Consider the following 14,849-nt stretch of genomic DNA (forward strand, 5'->3'; position numbering starts at 1 on the left):
CATTTGGTAAAGCTGGCCGATAGCCTTTGAACTGTTGTAATCCCCGAAATTGAACACCAATGTCCAAATCTGTTTTTACACTGTCAGATGGTGCCGCCTTTGTTCCGGAGCCCTCGAAAGAAGAGCTGGAGCAGGAAGCGGCTGAGAAATTCTCCATCAATGACTTCGTTAAGGAGCTGGGTGAAGATTTGATCGCCAACCGACTGGCGTTGCCGACACTGCCTGCTCTCTCCATCGAGGCTCTGTTGGTGATTAACGATGTGGATAGTTCGGCGAAAGATCTGACCAAAGTGATCCAGAAGGATGCTGCTATCACCGCTCGCCTGATTCGCTACGCCAACTGTCCGCTCTATCGGGGGCGGGATCCCATCAAGGTGATCAAACTGGCAGTGACCCGGATCGGATTCCAGAAAGTGAAAAACGCCATCTATGCGGTATCGATGAAAGAGGTTTTCTCAACCCACATCAGCGTCATTCAAAAGCGCATGGAAGTGCTTTGGGCTCACTCGGTAAAGGTCGGGGCCTTGGCTTCGACACTGGCGAAGGAGCAGCCAGGCCTCGAGCCTGATGTGGCGCTAGTGGCAGGATTGACCCACGATGTGGGCAAAATCCCGCTGCTGATCAAAGCGACAGAACATGTGGAGTTGGCGGAGAATCCGGCATATCTTGATAAGGTTCTGCGCAAGGTACATCCTGGACTGGGTGGCAAAATCCTGAAATTCTGGAAATTTGACCCGCAGTTGGTGGCGGTGGCTGCGGAGCATGATGATCTGCTGCGCAATCCGGGGGATGCGCCGGTGGACTATGTGGATCTGGTGCAGGTGGCCAATATACTGGCTTATGAAGGTACGGCGCACCCGATGGCGACGGTGGACCGGAGTCGCATCCCTGCTTTCGCCCGCCTGGGTTTTAGTTATGATGAACAGGGGCAGGCGAAGAATGAAGCCCATGCCGATGGGGTCGAGGCGGTTTTCTTTTAGTCAGCTGAGGATGTAGGCCTGATCAAGCGTAGCGGATCGGGCAATATCCGAATTGGCCGAAAGCTTGCCGGTTCCGCTACGCTTGAACCGGCCTACTCCAGTTCTCTGTGTGGCTTACAGCAGATTGCTCACCCCGTAATCGCTGCCGTAGATTTCGGTGATGAAGTCGATATCCTTGTCTCCCCTGCCCGAAAGATTCAGCAGGATGGTTCCTTTTTCTCCTTCCTGCGCCATTTTTATTGCGTAGGCGACTGCGTGGGCGGACTCCACCGCAGGGATAATGCCTTCCACCCGGGAGAGTTCGAAAAAAGCGTCGATCGCCTCTTTGTCGTTGATGGTCTTGTACTCCACCCGCTCGATATCTTTCAGATAGCTATGTTGCGGGCCGACGGAGGGATAATCCAGTCCGCTGGCAACTGAATAGACCTCCTGAGGTTCTCCTGCCGAGTCCTGGAGCATGTAGGATTTGAAACCGTGCATGACGCCGGGTTTACCCTTGGTCAGGGTAGCGGCATGCTCGCCGTCCTGACTGAGGTCGCGGCCGGCGGGTTCTACGCCAAACATGCGTACAGACTCGTCATCGAGAAAGGCATCAAACAGTCCCAGCGCATTGGAGCCGCCGCCGACGCAGGCAACCAGGTTGTTGGGGTTACCGCCGGTCATCTCCTGAAACTGCATCTTTGCCTCGTTACCCACGATGGACTGAAAGTCCCGCACCATCATCGGAAAAGGGTGGGGACCGACCACTGAGCCGATGGCGTAAAATTGCGTGACCGGATCTTTGACATATCCTTCAAAGGCCGCATCCACCGCCTCTTTCAGCGTCCTTCTGCCATGGGTGGCCGGAATAACCTTGGCACCGAGGATCTCCATGCGCACCACGTTCGGGTGTTCTTTTTTGATATCGACCTCGCCCATGTAGATATCGCATTCAAGTCCCAACAGTGCAGCGGCGGTAGCCAGCGCCACCCCATGTTGTCCCGCACCTGTCTCGGCGATCAGTTTCTTTTTGCCCATCCGTTTGGCGAGCAGCGCCTCTCCGAGACAATGATTGATTTTATGTGCGCCGGTATGGTTGAGATCCTCCCGCTTCATATAGATATCAGCCCCATATTTTGGCGACAGGCTTTTTGCATGGAAGATCGGACTGGGGCGTCCGACATAGTGTTCATAGAGGTCCGCCAGTTCGTTCAGAAATTCATCGTCCTGGGTGATTCGTTTATAGGCGCTGGTGATCTCGTCGATGATCTGCTGCAGCTGCTCGGGAATAAAGCTGCCGCCATACTCTCCAAAAAATCCCGATTCGTTGGGAAGTGTATGTTTGAAAGTATTCTTCACAAGATCTCTCCTTACTGTTTTAGCTGCGCCGCGTGGGTCTGATCCATCGATGATACAACTTTGGCAAAAGATTCACCCAGTGATTTATTAATAGAGATTATTTGGAAGAACAGGACCGAAAGTAGGGTGCGCTGTGCGCACCAGAATAAGTAATCATGCTGCGCACAGCGCACCCTACCAGATAAATTAAACACCGATTTGGCTATGCAGGAGCGATGAGGGCATTCTTGTCGCTCAGCAATCGTCGTCTCTCCTGGCACTTAGGCTTATCTCCTCTCCATCGATAGCCACCAACAGGGTGATGGGCTGACAGCAGACACTGCAATCCTCGATATATTGCTGCTGGTCGAGGCTGCAATCGATTTGTACCTCAATTTTTTCCCCGCAGTAGGGGCAGCCGATCTGGCGGCATTCAAGGGCGAGCATTTTACTTTACTACTCTCGGCTGGCTGCTGCTTTTCCTGCATGGAAGGCTTCGCGCAAGGCCGCTTTCAATGACGGGTGTTGGGCACAATCCTCTCCCTTGAAGTGGTGCTGAATGATGGCATCCAGGATGGAGAGGTATTTCTCTTCATGCCAACGTTTTTCAAAGCCGACGAAATCGAACTCAGTCCCGGAGAGATAGTCCGCAGCAAAACCTGTGGGGTTGCTGAATTCGATCGGGTGGGATTCCATCACCTCGTAGAGATAGGAGTAGCTGTCGATGCCGTTGGTCCTGGCCAGCAGCGGGTGGAGAGTGTCATGGGAGTCGCCCCTCTTTATCAGTTCATCGAGATCGACACTGGCCGATGGCGTGTGGGTTTCACCCTTGAAGGAGAATGTGATGCGGGCGCTGATGCGGTTATCCAATGAGGTGACCTCCGTGATTAAATCAGTGACTGAGTCGATGGAGCCGTTGCAGGCGGTTGTTGTCATCGATGAGTAGTTCAAAACGGCCCTGTACACCACTCTTGGTGACAAAGGGCCGGAGTGCGTTGGCGGGAAACTCGATCCGGCGACCATCTTCTGCAATCACCGAGACATTTCTGACATGCCCCTGGTAGTGGCTCAGGTAGCTGTCGGCAGCGAGGTTCAAAAAGAAGCGTATGCGGTCTGACATGGAAAACTCAGTTCTGTTGGGAGAACCTTAGCAGAAAAGGGGAAAGATAGTGCCTGCTCTCCTGTGAGTAGATCCGATCCGACTGATAGATGGTCAATAGTCTGGACCTGCAGGCTTGTTGTTGATGGCAGAAAGTCAGCGCGGAAACCTTTGCCTGATTATGGCTGTATCCGCGAAAATCGGTCTGTTTGACGGGGTGCAGGTCGTGTTCCAGCGCCATTTTGGCAAACCCTGTTACTGCATGGCTTGGCAGGAGCAGATAGAAGTGTCCGCTATCTGCGAGCAGTCTATCCACACTGGCTAGCAGATCAGGAAATTGCAGCAGGTCTGTGTGGCGGGCCTGCCTTTTGAGTTGATCTGAAGTTTTGCTGTGGTTATGAAAGAAGGGTGGATTGCTGATGATGAGATCGTAGCGGTCCGGGGCGTTGACCGAGAAGTGCTGGATGGAGCAGTGAACGGCTTCCAACCGGCTGTCCCAGAGGCTGTTGTGGAAGTTGAATCGGGCATCATCAAAAGCCGCTTCAGTCAGCTCAACTCCAGTGATATGGGAGGCGCCAAGTTGAGCGGCCATCAAAGCCAATAATCCCGTGCCGGTGCCGATATCCAAGACCCGCTCACACCCTTTGACCGGCGCCATGGCACCGAAAAGCGTGGCGTCGGTACAGACCTTCATGGCCGACCTTTCCTGGCGCACGGAAAACTGCTGAAAGCGAAAGGTCGACATGGTCAGGGACCAATAGGGAAATAGCTGGCCTGTAGGAGCAGCGTCTCGCCGCGAGACGCTGCTCCTACAGGTAGTGAATCTAACCCAACAATTCCGCCATACGCTTACCCATTTCAGCAGGAGAGCGGACCACATGGGCACCCGCTCCTTCCAGTGCCTCAAACTTGGCATCGGCAGTACCTTTGCCGCCACTGATAATGGCACCGGCATGGCCCATACGCTTACCGGCGGGAGCGGTGACGCCGGCAATGTAGGCGACAACCGGCTTGGAGACGTGTGCTTTGATGTAGTCGGCGGCTTCCTCTTCGGCCGAACCACCGATTTCACCCACCATGATGATGCCTTCGGTCTGCTCATCTTTCTCGAACAGTTCCAGACAGTCGATGAAGCTGGTGCCATTGATGGGATCACCGCCCAGTCCGACACAGGTGCTCTGACCCAGACCAGCGTTGGTGGTCTGGCCAACAGCCTCATAGGTCAGGGTTCCGGAGCGGGACATAACGCCAACCTTGCCGGGCTGATGGATCACGCCGGGCATAATGCCGATCTTGCACTCACCGGGAGTGATGATGCCGGGGCAATTGGGACCGATCAGGCGGGAGCCGGTGGATTTCAATGCCTCCTTAACCTTCAGCATATCCAATACCGGGATGCCCTCTGTGATGCAGGCGATGACCCTGATACCTGCGTCGGCAGCCTCAAGGATTGCATCGGCGGCAAATGGTGGAGGTACATAAATCATGGTCGCGTCAGCGCCGGTCTCGGCCACTGCATCGTGAACGGTATTGAAGACAGGACGATCGAGATGTGACTGGCCACCTTTACCAGGGGTCACGCCGCCCACCAGGTTGGTGCCGTAGGCAATGGCCTGTTCGGAGTGAAAAGTGCCCTGCTTGCCGGTATAGCCCTGACAGATGACCTTGGTGTTCTTGTCTACGAGTATGCTCATAAGTATTTTCCAGATTGTCCGGGGTCGAAGTCAAACCGCGCAACAGTCGTCATGTAAAATAACGCTGATGGGCGGTTTGACTCCGACCCCAATAAACTATGCAGCAGCCGCAACAGCCTTTTTGGCAGCTTCGGTGAAGTCGGCAGCGGTGATGAAGTCGAGTCCGCTCTCCTCCAACATCTTCAGCCCCTGTTCGGCATTGGTGCCTTCCAAACGCACCACAACCGGCACCTGCACGCCGACATTCTTAGCCGCGGTGATGACGCCCTCGGCGATCAGATCGCAACGCACGATGCCGCCGAAGATATTGACCAGCACGGTCTTCACCTTATTGTCGGAGAGGATCAGCTTGAAGGCCTCTGTGACCCGCTCGGCTGTGGCGCCACCGCCCACGTCGAGGAAGTTGGCCGGGTCGCCACCGTGCAGTTTGACCATGTCCATGGTGGCCATCGCCAGACCTGCGCCGTTGACCATGCAGCCGATGCTGCCGTCGAGGGTGATGTAGTTGAGATCGTGCTTGGCGGCAGCCGCCTCCTTCTCATCCTCCTGGCTCGGATCGCGCAGGGCGACGATATCCTGGTGCCGGTAGAGGGCGTTGCTGTCGATGTTGATCTTGGCGTCCAGCGCCATCAGGTCGCCTTCGCTGGTGACGATCAATGGATTGATCTCGATCAGGCTGACATCTTTCTCCATGTAGAACCGGTAGAGGCCCATCATGATCTTGCCGAACTGTTTGATCTGGTCGCCTTCAAGTCCCAGGCCGAAGGCAAGTTTGCGGCACTGGTAGGGCTGGAGGCCGGCAGCTGGGTCGATCACCGTAGTGAGAATCTTCTCCGGCGTCGCTTCGGCAACCTCTTCGATGTTCATGCCACCTTCTGTAGAAGCCATGAAGGTAATACGGGAGCAGGCGCGGTCCAACAGTGCGCCGAGGTAGAGTTCACGGGCAATATTGCTGCCCTGCTCCACCAACACCTGGTTGACCGGCAGACCTTCAGGGCCGGTCTGCTTGGTGACCAGGGTCATGCCGAGGATCTCCTCCGCAGCGGCTTCAACCTCATCCAGACTCTTTGCCAGTATCACGCCGCCCGCCTTGCCACGGCCGCCGGTGTGAGCCTGGGCCTTGACCACCCAGATCCCGCCGCCAAGCGTTTGGGCCGCCGCCCGTGCATCACTCGGTGCAGAGACTGCCTTGCCCTCGGGGACAGGGATACCGTACTCGGAAAAGAGAGCCTTAGCTTGGTATTCGTGTAGATTCATCTGTTTTCCTTCGGAAAAGGTTACAGGCTACAGGCGACAGGTAACAGGTTGCAGGCTCTTTAGCCCACCACCTGCCACCTGCTACCTGTCACCTTCATTTATACCCCGCAAGCACCATAAGCCGCTCGCGAATGTGTCCCGTCATCTCTTCCTCCGCGCCTTTGCGAGAGGCGTTGAGCTGCGTCTCGTAGTCGGCCCGGAGGGCGTTGATCTCTGTCTCATGTTCTGCTGCGACACGCACCTCTGCAGCCTGCTCAACACGGGCGGTGAAGGGTGTGACTATCCCGGCCAGTTCCTGCAGGGTGCGCCAGGCATCGAGTTGTTCCACCACGACTTGGCCCAGCTGCGGATCGACACGGTAAACCTCTGCACTCTCCTCGTTACGGAGTACAGAGATAATCGGGGTCTTTTTAGCGCGGTTGGCCGCATCCAGGGCGAGCCAATCTTCCAGGGCGGTGGGCGCGGAATCATCGTCCGCCAAGGGCCGGAAGCGGCTGGCGAAGCGGTCTTCGGTCAGTGCCCAGTGAGCAAGGGTGATGACTTGCTGATCGTTGCTGTTGTGCAGCAGGGTGCCCCGCGCCGGATTGCCTGCAAGATTGAGGCGGGAGCCGAATACGCCTTCCCCAAGGGGATCGTACTGGAATAGCGGAAAGGCCCGGCTGCGTACTGCCAATCTCGCCTGCTCCAGGGTCCGGTCGGTGGCGAAGCCGTGACGCGCCGGGCTGGGTGTGTGGATGCGCAGCAGCGCCGGACCCTGGCAGGCCAGCGCCGCAGAGACGCTCTCCTGCAGATGGGCGGGATCGGCGATGCTGGTCTGTGCCACAAAGGCATTTCGTTGGGAGAGGGCGAGCAGTCCAAGGTTGCCCTTGGGGTCGCTGAGACGTTGCAGGGGTGCGTCTTCGAGGCCCCGGTTATCGAGTCCGAAGTCGAGCTCTGTGAGGGTGAGTATCTTGATCGGCAGGCCGGAATTAAGCAGCCAGGCAATCTGGCTGAAGTTGCGCCCGCCAAGGGTCTCCTCGTTACCCACCAGAAGCAGCGGTGGGCAGAGTGCCTTCTCTTCATCGGAGAGATCCTGCCAGCTGAGCAGGTCGGGGTCGATGGCATTACGTCCACCCTCCCCCAGTTCGATCTTTGCCTTGCGGACGAGCCGAATCGAGGTGAGAGCCTCTTCTATCTGCCCTTCCAGCAGGCCGGCAGCGAGCTGGGCGGTTTCGCCGCTGCTGTCCAGCGCAACGGGAACCTGGAAGGGGTTATGCGGAAATGACGCCGCCCAGGCGGCCATAATGCCGGGTGCCAGCGCGAGTCCATAGCGGGCGCGTCCGAGACCCTGTTGGCCCTCTGTCAGTCGCCAGTGCTGTTCTGACAGCTGCTGTGCCAGGGTGGTGAGACGGCGCAGATGATCGGCATCGACACCGCTGTTCTTCAGGCTGCCTTCGGGCTGCCGGGTCAATTCGTTGATGTCGATCTGGCGGGCGTCGAGCTCTGCCAGTCTGCCTGCGAGACGTTCGAGATCCTCAGTGGGCAGCGCGTCCACCAGGGTCTCCTTGATGGCATCATTCAGCCGCTGCTTGAGTTGTCCGACGTCTCCGGCAAATCGGTGCAGCAGAGGCTGCTGACGATATTCGACGGTAGCCAGTGTCAGCCGTACCGCGATCTTCTCGCCGGAGCCGGGCTCGGCGCTGTCGCCGCTGGCCAGCGAGAGCAGGCTGTAGCGGGAGAGCAGTTGTGCCGCCATGGGCGTCACATCGGGATGGGCGCTAACCCGCTCGATGGTCTCGGAGGCAGTGTCAGGCGTGACTTCCCAAGCGGCCCAAATCTGGTGGCTCTGCTGCAACAGTTCAGGTGTCTGTGGTGCGATGCTCAGTGATTGTGGTTGGCATGCAGCGATGCAGAGCCCGCAGGCCTTGCAGGCGTCGGGATTGATGGCCAGGGCCAGCAGCTCTCCGCCATCTTTCTTCGCCTGTTCACCGGCCTGGAAGAGAGGCTCGGTGACGGCCAGAGGCAGTGTGCCGTAAAGTTTTTCCAGATCTTTGATACCACTCTCTGCGGCGTTCCTGCGATCTTCGGCCAGAGGCGCCTTCTCCTGCAGCCAGTCGAAGGCCTCCCGGATCAGATCTGCTGCGCTACCGCCTTGTATGGCGTTCTGCCGACCGAGGGCGCTGATTCGTCCACCAAGTTTGGAGGCCAGGGGGCGCAGGGCGCTGGCTCCGGCAAGGCCGATACCGGCATTGATCAGAGTGACAGGTGAGAGTGCGGTGACGCCGATGGCGCCGTCAGGGCATGCGCTCCAGCAGTCGCCGCAGGCTGTGCAGGTCTGAGGGTTGAACAGCGGCAGCAGGGTGCGGCTGCCGCTGTGGTCCTTGAAGGTGGCGGAGAGCGGCGGCACCAAACCTGACGCCAGATAGGGGTCGGGTGTGAGGCTGTCGAAGTCGCCGTCCCGATAGAGTATGCCAGTCTGGTCCCAGAAACGGGGCAGACTGTCGTAACTGTCGTTGTTGCCTGCCAGATGACGGACGGCCATAGGTGTCGGCCTGGGGGCTGCAGCTTCATCTTGGGTGCCTGTTTCCGCGCTGAGGTCGACGGCAGTGGTCTGTTCCATGCCTGTTTGGAAGGCCTCGGTCAGAATCCCCTGCTGAAGTTGCTGTTCGCGTGTACTGATGAGCTTGCGGGGCTGCAGCGGCAATTTCTCTTCCGCAATCAGGACGCTGCAAAGTGCGCCGAGGCAGGTCTCACGACGGGTCGTTTCATCCATTCCGCTGGTGGAGGGCATGCGATAGCATTTGAGCCCCCGGCCCTGGATGGCCTGGCGCAGTGCGGGCGAAAGTGGAGATTCGGCGCCCGCTTCCTCTGCTGCCATCAGCAGGCAGCCGCCTTGGGGGAGTTGGGTTGCAGGGACCAGTTGCGGATGGTTCAACGGGCCGTCGAGCAGGATCAGATCCAGGGGCATTTCACTACCGCAGTCTCGCAACCCTTCGGGGGCCATTACCACCCGGTCGGTCAGCCAGTCACCCCAGGCGTTCCAGCTTTCGTCGCAGCGGATGCGCGCCTCACCTTCCACGAGCTGGTAGATAAAGGTTGCGGTTTCGGCGGCAAGCCCTCTATCCCCTTCTCCGCTGAGGTGCTGTATGGCGAAACTCAGGGACGCGTCGGGACGCAGGTCCCGAGCGGGGGTTATGGCACAGATGCCGAGATGGTTGATCTCCGGGTAGTCGCGGCGCAGTGCGTCGAGCAGTACCTGACGTTTGGGATGCTTTTCATTGGCACGGGTGAAGTCGATGCCCAGATAGCGCCCTTTTGGCTCAGCCTGGCCGATGAGAGTGACGAGGTCGGCGCTGTTCAGCGCCAGTCCGCCCAGGCCGTAGATGACCGGGCGAAGACGTGGCTGTTCGCTTTCTCGCAGTGTCGGCAGACCGGGATGAGTCTCTTCCCCGAAGCGGCCGTTTTCCAGTGCCTGGCTTAACGCCATGCGCAGTTCCCGCAGCAGGGGTGGGTCTCCAGCCAAGGGTGTTTCTGCGCGCTCAAGAACGGTGACGGAGTTTTTACCCTTCAACAGATTCAGCAGTTCCGCGGAGGGGAATGGGCGCAAGGCGTGGATGCCGACGATGCCAATCCGCTGCTTGTCATGTTTCTTCAGGTGGCTGGAGAGTGCGAGCAGGGTCTCTGTGGCCGCGCCCTGAACCAGAATCAGCTGCTTGGCTTTTTCCGTGTTCAGTGTGGTGATGAGCCGCTGGCTGCGGCCGGTCAGCTCTGCAAAGGTATCGCATGCGTCCTGCAGGGCGGCACTGATGTGGCCGCTGAAGAACGGCGTGCGGGCGGCACGGCTCAGGCCGTGACTGCGCCGGTCCATCAGGGGGTCCTGCAGTACCGGCCGATCAAGATTGTGTCGTTGTGGCAGGCGGCGCCGGGTCTCGCCATACAGTAGTTTTTCAGCGGCGCTGGCGCATTCAATCTGCTCATCGGCCCTGCCCAGGTAGCGTTGGATCAGACCCGGTGAAAGCAGATGGACGTTTTGTATTGCAGCAGCGGTTTCATCCTGATCGATAATCACCAGCCCGGGGGTCAGGGTCTCTTCAGCGACGCGCCGGGCAATCAGGGTGAAGTCGACCGCTTGCTGGACGTTACTGGCGAACAGCACAAAAAAACCGGCATCGCAGACCTGGTGCAAGGCTTGGTGACAGGTACCGGCACTGCCCCCCAGTGCCCGGTTGCTGGCATGCAGCACCAGCGGCAGTCGTTTGGTGGCGGCACTGTTGAGCAGGTCCAGTGCGGCGGTCAGATCCGGCGTGGTGAGGAATGCGGTGGCGCGCCGTCCGGCCATTGCGAGTCCGCTGGCGGCAGCGACGCTGCCTCGGGGACTCTCCACCGGATGGGTGCCAAGCAGTTCGCCGAAGACGTTGTGCTGTTGGCGGGTCTGTTCAGACTGCCATGCAAGGTCTGCACCATTGGCCGGAAAGGCGCTGGCGAGTGCCGCGTTCTCGGCGATACAGGCCTCGGTGACTGCAATGGCGCTGTTGCCGTCAAGCAGGGTATGTATTCCCGTATCCTTTGGTCCAAGTCCCGCCGGTGTGCCGAAGAGTCGGCGATAGAGGCGGATTGCGATATTAGCGGACATAGAAAACCTCAATGGAGCTGGGCATAGCGTTTTTCACTCTCAGCTTGCTCAGACGGCCGGCGGGTAAACTGTCCCTCCTCCAGCCATTGGATAGCGTTGGTGGGGCAGCGTTTGATGGCGATCTCGGTCATGGGGGCGCCGGAGTCGAGATCGATGGCCGGCAGGTTGTTACGCATCTCGATCAGGCCGGGGGATGCATCAGCCGCGCATTTACCGCAGGCATCACAACCCACGGAGCAGAGCACAGTTACCGCCTCGCCCTCCAAGGGGTTATTGCACTGGACGTAGAGCTTCTGGCTCAAAGGCATGATCTCGAAAAGGTCCTTGGGGCAGGCCTCGACGCAATCTTCGCAGGCGGTGCACTTATCGACTTCGACGGTGGGCAGGCCGTTGGCGTTCATATGGATGGCATCGAAATCGCAGGAGACCTCGCAGTCAGCCAATCCGAGGCAGCCCCAGGAGCAGCCTTTGCCGCCTCCTGAGACCGTGGCGGCGGCGCTGCAGCTTTCGAAGCCGTCATATTCAGCGATCTGGAAGGCCTGTGACTTGCCGCCGGCGCATTTAAGCCGGGCGACCTGCTTGTCGGCCTGACCGGCATCGACACCGAGAAAATCGGCAATGGCATCGATGGTGTTCTCATCGGCCACGGTGCAGCCGCTCGGCTGCACACTGCCATCCACCAGGGCCTCGGCAAAAGGCAGGCAGCCCGGTTCTCCGCAGGCACCGCAGTTGGTGCCGGGCAGCAGGTCTTCAGTGGTGGCGATGCGGGGATCCTCATCCACCTTGAGGAACTTGTAAGCGACAGCCAGCACCACGCCGAAAAACAGGGCGATGCCGGTCATGATGGCTGGGGCGAGGAGGAAGTTGGATAGAGTTTCAGACACGGGATGCTGCTCGTGCTTGGGGAAAGAAGGTGGCAGGTGACAGGTGGCAGGTGGCAGGATTGCTTAGGGTGATTTCGAGGTGAATTTGCGCCTCGCTTTGATTAGCGCGGTGAGCATAGCTGAAATTTCTTTGGTTTCTGTGACCCATTTTCCACCAGTCGCTTTATCGATGTAGCCAATTTTCCGGCCAATGTAGATCTGCGTTCTCAGTTCGCCGCATGAGCCTCTGGCGTATGAGAAAAAGTTAATGCTCTCTTTGGGCGATTCACGCTCAAACCCTTCAGCAACATTGCTGGGAACCGAGAGCCCGGATCGAGTTATCTGATCCCGAAATCCATAATCAGAACATCCAATGAATGCTCCATAAATTTCAGCACTTAGACGTGCAGACCGTTTCCATACCTCAAGATCTTCAAATCGTTTAGCCATTCCCTTGACCTGAAATTGATACTAACTACACTCCTGCTGTCACCTGTCACCTGTCACCTGTCACCTGTCACCTGTCACCTGTCACCTGTCACCTGTCACCTAGTTATACTGCGCCGCCCTTTCAATCAACTCATCCAACCCCGCTTCGGAGTCGTTGATGGGTTTCCCCGGATGAATGCAGTTGGAGGGGCAGATCTCAGCCGCTTCCACCATCTGGGCATAGGTCCCGGCGCTGGCGTCAGCGATGTAGGCCTGGTTCTCGTCGTTGTAGACAAATACCTGGGGATTGATCGCCAGACAGTCGTTGCAGGTGGTGCAGAGGACACTGTCGATCCAGGGCTCTTCGCTGCCGAGGTCTTCGTCCTCTTCGGCAGGCGCCGCAGGTGCTTCCGCTGATGGTTCTGCAGTAGTTTCCGCAGGCGTTGAGGTTGCGTCAGCCGTTGGTGCGGCTGGCATCCGAGGTGCGCCACTGGTGAAGTCCATGCCCAACAGTACTTCGGTGAGGCGGGACATGACCTCACCGGCGGCTTCGCTGCGTGCCTCGACCAGCTTCTGCTCCTGTTCAACGGTTAGGGTCTCAATACGCGCCTCGGCAGCGCCGTTGATCTCTTCGCGGGCCTCGGCAATGCCTATTTCAAGGTAACGGCTGCGGACGCCTGCCATCTCCTGCAGAGCGTGCCAGAAATTGAGACGGTCACGGCAGGCCTGGATTAGGGTGCGGCTTACTGCCAATTGGCGCAGCTCTCCCTTGCTGTTGAGGGCCAGGATGTAGGGAATGTGCTGGGCCGACTCCTCTTCAGGCATGGCCAGATAGTCGGCGACGGGCAGCAGAGAGTCGGTCTCGCAGATCAGAGGTACTGGGGTGAAGTGCCCGTGCAGACGGGGAATCAGCAGTGCGTAGTCGGCAAAGGTGAAGGCCTGTTCGATGGTCACGGCCTCGCCGTTTTCATCCCGGTAGCAGAATTCGTGAACCGCCCAATCCATCTCCGGTTGCGGGTTGCCGCTGAAGTCGACCCGGTCCGCAAAACTGCCACCGGCTGAGGGATTGATCTGAAAGAAAGGATGGACCCGCCCTTCGAGCGCGGCGCCGGCCACCAGCCAGCCATTGAGTCCTGCATCCTGTCCGGTGGGGCGAAGGCCGACGTTGATTAAATGCAGTCCGGTGCGGGTTGCGTCGAGTGCGGTGGAGAACTGATCCAGGAGGTGCTCGTGCCTTGCTGCCGAAGTCTGGGAGACGAAAGCCTGGCGATGACTGATGCCGAGGTAACCCAGTTCGGTACGGAAGTGGGCGAAAGGGTCTTTGTCGGAGTCGCGGCCGGGATTGGCGTGTCCCAGAACCCGTACCAGGATCTGCACGGGACGACCGGAATTGAGCAGGCGGGAGAAGTCGGGCATCGCTTCGCCGGCTACGCGCAGGGCGGTCTCCAGGGCAATGACCGCTGGTACCAACAGCAGTTCATCATGGGAGAAGGCTTCCCAGTTGAAGGTCTCAAACCAGGGGTCATGGATCGATTCGTCATAGAGATCGTCGATCTCCAGTTTGGCAATACGCGCTGCGGCAAAGACTTTGGCAAGACGCGCCGCCTGTTCGTCGAAGATCTCCTTGGCGCGAATAGAGGGGTTGTCGGAGACGACACTCTCGAAGCCGGGGATATCACCCAGCAGTGTCTCGTCCAGGTCGTCGGTATGGACAAACCGTACCAGAATAGACTCCCGATGATGAGACTCCAGCGTCTTCAGTGCCTCTTCCACCCGCTCACGGCGAACCGTCGTCATGCCGATGGAGCCGTGGGAGTGATCCATCACATCTGCAAGAGCGTTGGCGTCGAACATGTGAGAGGAGTGGCCCACAGCATCTTCCAGTGCGGACGGTGCCTTGGCTTCCTCTGATTTTCCCTTTTCAACCGCCAGCAACAGCTTGAGCCCGCGGATATACTTCTCGATCTCCCGCTGGAAATGTGCGTGACGGGGGATCACCTGGCTGCGGATGACGTGGATCATCAGGTGCAGCGCCGGGTGTTGTCCGTAGGCCAGAAACTGACCACCATCAGGGATCGATTCCAGCAGGCCGTGCAGATCACGCTGCAGTTTTTCTGTGCTGTCACTGTCGAGTCCCAGCTGTTCCACCATCCCGGTGGAGAGTTCGCTGAGCAGGGACTTGGCGGGCACGGGGGTCTGGCTTTCCTGCAGAGCAAGGCGCAGAGCCTGCTCAAGACGCGGCAGGTTGTCCTTCAGGATGCGGGCGCTACCCTCCCCCGGTGCGACAGCTTCGGTGGCTTCAGCCAGAAAGGCTCCCAGAGGTTTTGCCAGTTCGGCGCCCCGGCGCTCTTCGTCGCCGCCCTCGGCGGGATAGAGAAACAGCGGGTAGTCATAGCGCAGCCGGGAAGCGTCCCGATAGGGGGCCATCAGTGCGGGCAGAAAGTCGTCACCAAGCGGCTCCAGTTGACCCCTGACGCTGGGATTTCCAAGGTGGAAATGGCGCAGGGTGTGCAAAATCGTCTTGGTGGCCTCCGCATCCTTGATGGCGGAGGGCATGGCCGGCGTGGCTTCGCCTGTCTGTACTGCTGTCATCGTAGG

12 protein-coding genes are annotated in these 14,849 nt (G+C 58.6%); 1 reads left to right on the forward strand and 11 read right to left on the reverse strand.

The annotated features are described in order from the left end of the window. Nucleotides 1-59 precede the first annotated feature (59 nt). Complete coding sequence (locus HPY30_09040) at nt 60-980, forward strand: HDOD domain-containing protein (protein ID QYZ66121.1); 921 nt, start codon at nt 60-62, stop codon at nt 978-980. Between the two features lie 114 nt (nt 981-1,094). Here the strand turns inward: HPY30_09040 and trpB are convergent, their stop codons facing one another. The 11 genes from trpB to HPY30_09095 form a co-directional block, all read right to left on the reverse strand. After that, complete coding sequence (gene trpB / locus HPY30_09045) at nt 1,095-2,318, reverse strand: tryptophan synthase subunit beta (protein ID QYZ66122.1); 1,224 nt, start codon at nt 2,316-2,318, stop codon at nt 1,095-1,097. A gap of 234 nt (nt 2,319-2,552) precedes the next feature. Beyond that, a complete protein-coding gene (locus HPY30_09050; GenBank protein QYZ66123.1) occupies nt 2,553-2,744 on the reverse strand; it encodes a CPXCG motif-containing cysteine-rich protein in 192 nt (63 codons plus the stop codon). 9 nt (nt 2,745-2,753) lie between these two features. After that, the gene (locus HPY30_09055) at nt 2,754-3,167 is read right to left on the reverse strand and encodes a hypothetical protein (protein ID QYZ67978.1); all 414 of its coding nucleotides are present in this window, start codon (nt 3,165-3,167) and stop codon (nt 2,754-2,756) included. 22 nt (nt 3,168-3,189) lie between these two features. Beyond that, nucleotides 3,190-3,417 carry a DUF2835 domain-containing protein gene (locus HPY30_09060; GenBank protein ID QYZ66124.1) on the reverse strand — a complete coding sequence of 76 codons (228 nt, stop codon included), beginning with the start codon at nt 3,415-3,417 and terminating at the stop codon, nt 3,190-3,192. Between the two features lie 7 nt (nt 3,418-3,424). Then, nucleotides 3,425-4,141, reverse strand: coding sequence for a methyltransferase (locus HPY30_09065; protein QYZ66125.1), 717 nt, complete (start codon nt 4,139-4,141; stop codon nt 3,425-3,427). A gap of 79 nt (nt 4,142-4,220) precedes the next feature. Continuing rightward, complete coding sequence (sucD, locus tag HPY30_09070) at nt 4,221-5,090, reverse strand: succinate--CoA ligase subunit alpha (protein QYZ66126.1); 870 nt, start codon at nt 5,088-5,090, stop codon at nt 4,221-4,223. Between the two features lie 96 nt (nt 5,091-5,186). Next, a complete protein-coding gene (sucC, locus tag HPY30_09075; GenBank protein ID QYZ66127.1) occupies nt 5,187-6,347 on the reverse strand; it encodes an ADP-forming succinate--CoA ligase subunit beta in 1,161 nt (386 codons plus the stop codon). A gap of 94 nt (nt 6,348-6,441) precedes the next feature. After that, nucleotides 6,442-10,959 (reverse strand): 4Fe-4S binding protein, encoded by a 4,518-nt coding sequence (locus tag HPY30_09080; protein ID QYZ66128.1) that lies wholly within the window; start codon nt 10,957-10,959, stop codon nt 6,442-6,444. Between the two features lie 8 nt (nt 10,960-10,967). Next, nucleotides 10,968-11,801 (reverse strand): RnfABCDGE type electron transport complex subunit B, encoded by an 834-nt coding sequence (locus HPY30_09085; GenBank protein QYZ67979.1) that lies wholly within the window; start codon nt 11,799-11,801, stop codon nt 10,968-10,970. 105 nt (nt 11,802-11,906) lie between these two features. Continuing rightward, nucleotides 11,907-12,272, reverse strand: a complete 366-nt coding sequence (locus HPY30_09090) for a four helix bundle protein (GenBank protein QYZ66129.1) — start codon at nt 12,270-12,272, stop codon at nt 11,907-11,909. A 99-nt stretch (nt 12,273-12,371) separates the two neighbouring features. After that, nucleotides 12,372-14,843 (reverse strand): ferredoxin, encoded by a 2,472-nt coding sequence (locus tag HPY30_09095; GenBank protein QYZ66130.1) that lies wholly within the window; start codon nt 14,841-14,843, stop codon nt 12,372-12,374. Nucleotides 14,844-14,849: the final 6 nt, after the last annotated feature.

It is taken from the genome of Gammaproteobacteria bacterium (ex Lamellibrachia satsuma) (assembly GCA_019623805.1).
Lineage (GTDB): Bacteria > Pseudomonadota > Gammaproteobacteria > Chromatiales > Chromatiaceae > QGON01.

What these genes read in the sequence shown, in the direction of transcription:
- HPY30_09040 (QYZ66121.1), top strand. Translation starts at nt 60, where the DNA reads ATGTCCAAATCTGTTTTTACACTGTCAGATGGTGCCGCCTTTGTTCCG.
- HPY30_09065 (QYZ66125.1), bottom strand. Translation starts at nt 4,141, where the DNA reads ATGTCGACCTTTCGCTTTCAGCAGTTTTCCGTGCGCCAGGAAAGGTCG.
- HPY30_09060 (QYZ66124.1), bottom strand. Translation starts at nt 3,417, where the DNA reads ATGTCAGACCGCATACGCTTCTTTTTGAACCTCGCTGCCGACAGCTAC.
- HPY30_09050 (QYZ66123.1), bottom strand. Translation starts at nt 2,744, where the DNA reads ATGCTCGCCCTTGAATGCCGCCAGATCGGCTGCCCCTACTGCGGGGAA.
- HPY30_09080 (QYZ66128.1), bottom strand. Translation starts at nt 10,959, where the DNA reads ATGTCCGCTAATATCGCAATCCGCCTCTATCGCCGACTCTTCGGCACA.
- sucC (QYZ66127.1), bottom strand. Translation starts at nt 6,347, where the DNA reads ATGAATCTACACGAATACCAAGCTAAGGCTCTCTTTTCCGAGTACGGT.
- HPY30_09095 (QYZ66130.1), bottom strand. Translation starts at nt 14,843, where the DNA reads ATGACAGCAGTACAGACAGGCGAAGCCACGCCGGCCATGCCCTCCGCC.
- HPY30_09090 (QYZ66129.1), bottom strand. Translation starts at nt 12,272, where the DNA reads ATGGCTAAACGATTTGAAGATCTTGAGGTATGGAAACGGTCTGCACGT.
- sucD (QYZ66126.1), bottom strand. Translation starts at nt 5,090, where the DNA reads ATGAGCATACTCGTAGACAAGAACACCAAGGTCATCTGTCAGGGCTAT.
- HPY30_09085 (QYZ67979.1), bottom strand. Translation starts at nt 11,801, where the DNA reads ATGACCGGCATCGCCCTGTTTTTCGGCGTGGTGCTGGCTGTCGCTTAC.